This window comes from Nostoc sp., from assembly GCF_036916655.1.
GTDB lineage: Bacteria > Cyanobacteriota > Cyanobacteriia > Cyanobacteriales > Nostocaceae > Nostoc.
This window is the reverse complement of sequence record NZ_JBALFY010000063.1, coordinates 81,950-88,851: the sequence shown is the minus strand read 5'-3', so window position 1 is coordinate 88,851 and position 6,902 is coordinate 81,950. Positions and strand designations below refer to the sequence as shown.

The 6,902-nt window shown below is 42.6% G+C and carries 5 protein-coding genes; 2 read left to right on the top strand and 3 right to left on the bottom strand.

Annotated elements, in window-relative coordinates:
* Window positions 1-149: 149 nt before the first annotated feature.
* Window positions 150-491 carry a hypothetical protein gene (locus V7L31_RS15450; protein WP_334697034.1) on the bottom strand — a complete coding sequence of 114 codons (342 nt, stop codon included), beginning with the start codon at window positions 489-491 and terminating at the stop codon, window positions 150-152.
* A gap of 198 nt (window positions 492-689) precedes the next feature.
* Between V7L31_RS15450 and V7L31_RS15445 the strand changes: the two genes are divergently transcribed.
* Both V7L31_RS15445 and V7L31_RS15440 read left to right on the top strand, forming a co-directional pair.
* Window positions 690-1,787, top strand: a complete 1,098-nt coding sequence (locus V7L31_RS15445; RefSeq protein ID WP_334697033.1) for an AAA family ATPase — start codon at window positions 690-692, stop codon at window positions 1,785-1,787.
* A gap of 88 nt (window positions 1,788-1,875) precedes the next feature.
* Window positions 1,876-4,515, top strand: a complete 2,640-nt coding sequence (locus V7L31_RS15440; RefSeq protein WP_334697032.1) for an AAA family ATPase — start codon at window positions 1,876-1,878, stop codon at window positions 4,513-4,515.
* A 228-nt stretch (window positions 4,516-4,743) separates the two neighbouring features.
* On the opposite strand, the gene V7L31_RS15435 is transcribed toward V7L31_RS15440, so the two are convergent.
* A complete protein-coding gene (locus V7L31_RS15435) occupies window positions 4,744-5,859 on the bottom strand; it encodes an ABC transporter permease (protein WP_334697031.1) in 1,116 nt (371 codons plus the stop codon).
* 105 nt (window positions 5,860-5,964) lie between these two features.
* On the bottom strand, window positions 5,965-6,846 hold the full coding sequence (locus tag V7L31_RS15430; protein ID WP_292840517.1) for an Npun_R2479 family HD domain-containing metalloprotein: 882 nt from the start codon (window positions 6,844-6,846) through the stop codon (window positions 5,965-5,967).
* Between the last annotated feature and the right edge of the window lie 56 nt (window positions 6,847-6,902).

Sequence of the window (6,902 nt, the reverse complement as noted above, 5' to 3'; positions counted from 1 at the left end):
ACACCTATTTGCCTAAAAAACCGTCGATTGATATTTACCCAAAAGATTTACCTGCACTTCCTCCTGCCGTTTTCTAAACGTCGAACTCACGTTAACTTAGAAATAAAATTTAGGTTGGGTTAAGCAAAGCGCAACCCAACGCAAAACTATCATTTCGTCTGTGAAATATTAGGGATTTGAGTTATCTGACCCAGAGATACTTTTACAGCTAAGATTGGTATAGCTGTAGCTGCAATCAGAACAGCAGTAGCCAAGATAATTGCAACTGGTTTACCACCATATTGGACTAAAACCTTAAAAATATTTTCTGCTGTCTGACCCCCAACTTGAACTAATTCTACTGTATCTGATTTGCTTAAAGCAGCAGTAATATTTTCAGTGATATTGAGAAGTTGTTCTGTATTGTCTGATTGGCTGAGAACCTTTAGAGATTTATCTATTGGCTGTTGCTGCGCGGGTAAATTTTCATTTTCAGGATAGTAAGTAGACATCGTTTTGCACTCCTCTTTTGTTCCGATGTCTCTATACTCGCCTCTAACCCATAGTTATAGGTAGGATGTAGGTAAATGTAGGATTATGTCATAAACACAAAGAATATCTACATGGACGTAGGATTATGTAGGTTTTGCTGTAAAATACTAAACTTATATTTAAATGTTAACTTTACTCTAGCAACTCAATCAGGTTAAATGGAAGCTAAAGATGCATTAGAATCTATTAAGCAAATATTTCAGAAGAGAAGAGGACAAGTAGTTTCACTAAGTAAGTTAGAAGAAAAAGTTTTTCTTCTAATTTGGCAAGGTATGGATTATGGTTATATGACTCGTGAAATAAATAAACCTAATGGCAAACTATATACAGAACAGTATTTCAGAGAAATAGGTAAAAAATTAATTGATAAGATTAAAAGAGTTTTAAATATAGACGAGCTTGATAAAAGAAGTTTTCGGGAAGAAATTGAAACCTTTTTTGATAAAAATTACAATGATTATACTAAAAAGCCACCTCATATCAATGCACCAAAATCAGATTATACCAGTTCTCAAGAACTAAGCAATAATAGTCCACCTGAGCTAAATCAAAATCCCTTTATTCCTTTTAATGGAAGAGTAGAAGAAAAGTTTCTATTCTTTGACCGTAAGAGGGAAATCAACCAAATATTGGAAGTTTTGAATAGCGGTAGTAGTGTCGTTTTAATTGGTGAAGAGGGAATTGGCAAATCCTCGCTGCTATGGATGATTTGTCAAGAAGCAGAAACTCGTCTAAACGTTAAACGTCAGCCAGTTTTCTTAGACTTAAATTTACTTCATAATGAAAGTCAATTTTATAGTGAATTGTGCCACGATATCGGTATATCTGACAGTAAAGACTATCAGTTAACCCGCAATTTGCGAAGTTGTAAAATACTACTGGCTATAGATAATGTAGGAAAACTTACGGGTGAAGGTTTTACTCGCAATATAAGAGATTTTTTGCGCGGTTTAGCCGAAGGAAGTAATGCTCCGTTAAAGCTAATTTTAGCTGCTACCGAACCTCTGAACAACCTTTTTAACGATAGTCAGGAGCAAGGTAATACTTCTCCGTTGGCAGGTATTTGCCAAGAGGAACACATTCATCCTTGGGATGAAGCTACTATGCGTGCTTTTATTACCAACCGTCTAGCTAGAACTTCTGTGAGTTTTACTGAAGAAAAAATCATCCAACTCATCCAAGAAAGTGGCGGACATCCTCGCAAACTGATGCAATTGTGTTATCGAACTTATTCACAATATTATGGTGTGCAATGAATGATACCGCTTTGACCTCTTCTCCAACCCCTTCGATGGTTGGGGCTGGGGGATTAAATTCTTCACGCGTGATGATGGAGGTTGAATAATGACCCCTGTACCCCGCTTAGACTTAGCGCCCAAGTTGAAGCATCGCCTCTCTTTATGGAATCCCTTAGATTATCTGCGCCTGCTGTATTGGGTGTTTTTCTTTCCCCAGGCTTTGCGATGGTATGTGGATACATTCGGGGGTGGGTATATTCCTGGAGAGGAAATGAATTGGCGGAAGGGATGGGAGTTATTGCGTCAAAATGCTATTCAACGTCAGTTATTTTTCCAAGGATTAATTTTAACAGTAGTTACACCTGTAGCTATAGGTCTATTTTTTCAGGTACTAAACATTTCGGTTAACTGGTTCGGCATAGCGTTCGGCATAGCGTTCAGCATAGCGTTCGGTGTAACGGGAGGCATGACAGGAGGCATGACAGGAGGCTTGGCGGGAGGCGTGGCGGTAGGTGTGGTAGTAGGCGTGGCGGGAGGCGTGGCGGTAGGCGTGGCGGTAGGCGTGGCGGGAGGCGTGGCGGTAGGCGTGGCGGGAGGCGTGGCGGGAGGCGTGGCGGTAGGCGTGGCGGGAGGCGTGGCGGGAGGCGTGGCGGTAGGCGTGGCGGTAGGCGTGGCGGGAGGCGTGGCGGGAGGCGTGGCGGGAGGCGTGGCGGGAGGCGTGGCGGTAGGCGTGGCGGGAGGCGTGGCGGTAGGCGTGGCGGTACTGCGTCCAGAAACCTGGCTTATTGGTTCACCTTTAAACTTGCGAACAATTCAAAACGGTCATTGGCTACTTCCCCGTATCACTCCGCTTCCCGTTCCTAATCTTGTCTGTCATGTGCAAAATTGGCTGCAAAATGATTGGGAAATAGGTTTACATAATACTAATGAACTGCTGGCATATACCCTACAATTTATTCCTGTTGTCCAAGCAGTCAATAGGGTACTTACTACAACTCAATCAGAACAAATTATTTGGCGTGTTTCTTTACTAGCGGCAAATCCGTTTGATTGGAAATTAGTAGGTTTTGCTTCAGGTTCTTTGACGGAAGAAATCAAGTTACAACTTGTTAAAGGCTTTGTATTTTTGCGTTATTTAAATGAACCAAGCTCCCCTCCCTTAACAGTAGACACTCGCTTAAATACTCCTGCTCGTGCTACTGCTGCTGGTTTCTGGCATCTGCATGAAAAAGAACCAGCGAAAGCAGTAAAGGCTTTTACAGTAGTGCGTTCTCTTCTCTATGGCGAGGAAATGTTTACCCTTGCCGAAACTCTAACAGCGTTTCAGAAAGCTCAAACATCAGCGTCTATTGCAGCTATCCAAGTTCCTCCTTTTCCCCAGGAACCGCTTTTACGTCCGATTACTTGGAAAATCCTTGCTAATCTGCGTCGAGTTGTTGAGGATGTGCAGTTTGTTAATCGCAGTGTATCACGTTCAGCCAGGTCTTTAGCTCTTAATCGAGCATTAGGTGAACTAACAAAAATCCTAAATCAAGCTGACACCTTGCCACAAGCAGAGCAAGGGTTAATCATAGATATCGCTGAAACTTGGAAAGAAAGCCTTTTAGAAATCACTGGTGAAGTGGGAGAAATTTCCATCACCAAGCCTGTGGTTAATCCTTATGTTGTAGGCGACCCCGTTCAAGGTCATCTCTTTGTTGGGCGAGAAGATATCATCAGACAGTTAGAAGAACTCTGGGTGATGGGTAATCAACTCCAGTCTATAGTTCTCTACGGTCACAGGCGGATGGGAAAAACCTCTATTCTGCTTAACGCTGCTAACTGTCTAGGCTCTCAAATCCAGCTAGCCTATGTCAACTTGCTACGTTTGGGAGATAGTCCCCAAGGAGTTGGTGAGGTGCTGATGGCAATTTGTGATGAAATTTCTCAAACTGTAAAACTTACAGCACCAGCTGACGCTGATTTACTAAATCTTCCCTATCGGACTTTTGAACGCTATTTAAAGCAGGTGGAAGCACAGCTAGATGGCGGGTTAATCATCGCCTTAGACGAATTCGAGAAAATTGAAGATTTAATTGAAGCGAACAAAATACCTATCGACTTTATGGGTTTTCTGCGGGGTTTGGTGCAAATGAGTTCTAAAATCGCTTTTACATTTGCTGGTTTGCACACCTTAGAAGAGATGACAGCAGATTACTTTCAACCTTTCTTTGCCAGTGTCATTCCTATTCATGTTGGCTTTCAAGAACGTGCAGCTACTCGCCAAATTCTAGCTAACCCAGGTAATGAAGACTTCCCCCTCGACTACATCCCAGAAGCTTTAGATGAAATTTATGCTTTGACACATGGTCAACCATATTTAGTGCAACTACTGGGTTTTCAACTAGTGCGCCGCTACAATGACTTTGTTTTTGAGCAAGGGCGATCGCGTGACCCAGTTTTCACAATAGAAGATGTGGAAGCAGTTATCAATGACCCTGAATTTTTCAAGCGGGGACGCTACTACTTTGATGGAGTTTGGGGTCAGGCGGCGCGGGGTGCTGAGGGTCAACAAGCAATTGTACAAGTGCTTGCACCTCACCCAGAAGGGCTAAGTCTGGATGCCTTAGCTCAATCTACAGGTATGAACGATGCCGATTTACAGGAAGCGCTGAATACTCTGAAGCGTCATGATGTAGTTGAGGAAACTCAGGGAAACTGGCGGATTATGGTAGAACTGTTCCGCCGTTGGGTTTTGCAACAGTAGAGTAGAGCGATGCATACGCATTTGTTATTTCGGCATTCGCATTTGCTATTTCAGCGATCGCATTTGCTATTTCGGAGTATGCATTTGCTATTTCGGAGTAAGCATTTGCTATTTTGGAGTACGCATTTGCTATTTTGGAGTACGCATTTGCTATTTCGGGGTACGCATTTGCTATTTCGGAGTATGCATTTGCTATTTCGGGGTTCGCATTTGCTATTTATTGAAGGCTTATCTTCTCAAACTACGAGGATCAAGTGCATCTCTCAGCCCATCACCGAGTAAGTTGAATGCCAACACTGTGAGAATAATCAGCACAGCCGGTGGCCAAATTAGCCAAGGTTGCAACACCAAAATTGAAGCGTTGCTAGCCAGAGAAAGCATATTTCCCCAAGAAGGGTCTGGTTGTTGAATTCCCAAGCCAATGAGACTCAGTATCGCTTCTGAACCAATAAAGCCGGGAATTGCAAGAGTCGCAGAGATAACTACATAACTAGCCGTTTGTGGTAAAACGTGGCGGAGGATGATATAAAGTGGGTTCGCGCCCATTGCCCGCGCTGCTTGAACAAATTCTCGCTCTTTAAGTGATAATACCTGTCCCCGAATGACCCGCGCTAAACCAGCCCAGCTAATAACTGAAGTAATCACCACAATCAGCAAAAAGCGCTGGGTACTACTTAAACCTGCTGGTAAGACTGCACCCAATGTTACCAAAAGATAAATACTGGGGAAAGTCATTAACACTTCTGCCAAACGCATAATGACGCTATCAGTCACACCGCCGAAATAGCCAGAAATTCCCCCGATAAGCAAACCGAGGGGATAGGTAATGATAATGCCAAAAATCCCGATAAACATACTGATGCGACCGCCATGCAGCAAGCGACTAAATTGGTCGCGGCCTTGGTCATCAGTGCCCAAAATATTGACTTTTGCGCCAGTTGTTGTGCCAAATAAATGCCAATTTAAGGGGATACCACCAAAGATTGTGACTTCATCCCACTTCGGGGGTAATGGCAAACTCATCTGCAACAATCGGTATTCTGGCCCAGAGACAAATAGATGTAGGGGTGAGGGCTTTGTCGAGTCTACAATGAGTTTGCGATCGCCTGTATCTAAATTCGTATCTCCCTGAGTTGTCGGATAAACATAAGGCCCAATAAACTGCCCTGATTGAGAATCCCAATGTATCTTCGTTGGTGGCAGCAGTGAACCATTAGGCTGTGAAGCATAGGGATCATAAGGAGCTACGAAATCAGCGGCAATTACTCCTATATAGAAAATTAATAGCAAAATTGCGCCAAATCGTGCCAAAGGATTTTTCTTTAGTCTTCGCCACCAATCCATAGTAGTTAGGAGTTATAAGTTAGGAGTTATGAGTTATTAAGCTTTTATCTTAATTCATAACTCATGATTAATAATTTTCAACTCCTAACTTCTCGCTCCTAAATCTTAACTACTAACAGCTAACTTCTCTAAATAGCGTTGCTGTTCTTCCTGTTGCTTTTCATGTTCTACCACAAACACGTTTGAGTAAAGATTAGCGAGAATTTGTTTTCCCTGCTGTGTCAGCGATAGATAATGCAGTCCCTCTTGAATATAGGGATAGACGCCATTCCAGTAAAACTTAGCGTAGTTATTACGTAAATCGGCAGGGGTTTGATAGCCCAAAACTTTATTTACACCAGTTTCTTCAAATTCGTAAAATAAAGAAGTAATTTTCTTCAGGTAACGCGGGTCACTTAGTTGACCAATCAAATCAGCAGCCCGGACTAATCCTGCAAAGCACTTTGTATCTTGATGATCTTCTGCCGCAGGGACGGGAAATCTAGTCAATTCAATATTGCTCTTAATTGCCTCAGCATCGATTAACTTGTGACCTCCAAAACGCTCATCAATAAAGAGCTTGGCTCGATCAACATGATACGGTGTCAGACTTGCATCAGAAGCGCCAGGAGCTACAGAAATCATTCTGCCATTTTTACCTGTGGCATATAAGCCTGCTGTTTCTCGGTCTTGTCGGCAAACTCCCTTAACGTAGCCAATATCATGACTCACTAGGGAAATAATACAATGCAACCAGTCTTCACTAGAAACACCGCCTTCTCTGATGTGTTTGCCACGTAAGATTTCTTGTCCTACGAGGGTGACTAAAACGGTGTGTTCAACATTGTGGTACAGGGCATCGCTATTGGCAATGTTTTCCAAAGCCATGTTACCAGCCCAGGCGATAATGTCCTGATAATCATTTTTAAAGCAGCCATAAGTGCGACGGTAGCCTTCTCGAATTTCATTTACAAAGGCATCAATTAAAATTTCAGTTGCATTGAACATATTTGGTTACTCTGGTAAATACCAATTATTTATTGATTTGATTGATCAAACAGAAT

Bases quoted from the DNA above. Each gene is read 5' to 3' on its own strand.
- V7L31_RS15430 (WP_292840517.1), bottom strand. From the start codon at position 6,846: ATGTTCAATGCAACTGAAATTTTAATTGATGCCTTTGTAAATGAAATT.
- V7L31_RS15435 (WP_334697031.1), bottom strand. From the start codon at position 5,859: ATGGATTGGTGGCGAAGACTAAAGAAAAATCCTTTGGCACGATTTGGC.
- V7L31_RS15450 (WP_334697034.1), bottom strand. From the start codon at position 491: ATGTCTACTTACTATCCTGAAAATGAAAATTTACCCGCGCAGCAACAG.
- V7L31_RS15445 (WP_334697033.1), top strand. From the start codon at position 690: ATGGAAGCTAAAGATGCATTAGAATCTATTAAGCAAATATTTCAGAAG.
- V7L31_RS15440 (WP_334697032.1), top strand. From the start codon at position 1,876: ATGACCCCTGTACCCCGCTTAGACTTAGCGCCCAAGTTGAAGCATCGC.